This is a genomic window from Desulfofundulus thermobenzoicus (assembly GCF_009428905.1).
In the GTDB taxonomy this organism is placed as follows: Bacteria; Bacillota; Desulfotomaculia; order Desulfotomaculales; family Desulfovirgulaceae; genus Desulfofundulus_A; species Desulfofundulus_A thermobenzoicus.
In genome coordinates, this window is the sequence record NZ_WHYR01000282.1 from 1 (window position 1) to 379 (window position 379).

The 379-nt window shown below is 45.9% G+C and carries 1 protein-coding gene; it reads right to left on the minus strand.

The annotated features are described in order from the left end of the window. Positions 1–379, minus strand: a 379-nt coding sequence (locus GFC01_RS18640) for an NTF2-like N-terminal transpeptidase domain-containing protein (RefSeq protein WP_279233524.1), incomplete at both ends; no start/stop codon positions are given.

The following is a 379-nucleotide window of genomic DNA, read 5'->3' on the forward strand; positions in this document are numbered from 1 at the left end:
GGTAACGCCATTGACGTCCTTTGGAATTGGCTTTTGTTTTAACATCGATTTGAGCGGGACAAACGTGTCGTCTGTGACCCATGCTTGTTTCAGCTGATTGTTGATTAGTTCTTCCTCTATATCAAAAGCTTTGCTGATTTTTTTGATATTGCGTTCTTTTTCTTCTCCTGTTCCGAGCTTGCCCGGGATGATGCCAAGTGCGTTTCCACCAGTTGTTTCTGCCAGCGTACGTCCTTTTCGATCGACAATGTTTCCGCGGACAGCAGGGTCTGATTTGACCTTGATGGTATCTCCTTTCTCCATTTGCGGGAAGATGAGATTTGGTTTCCAGTCCACTTTCCACTTGTCGCCCTCTTCAGAGAGAATGCCCTTGTAAGAC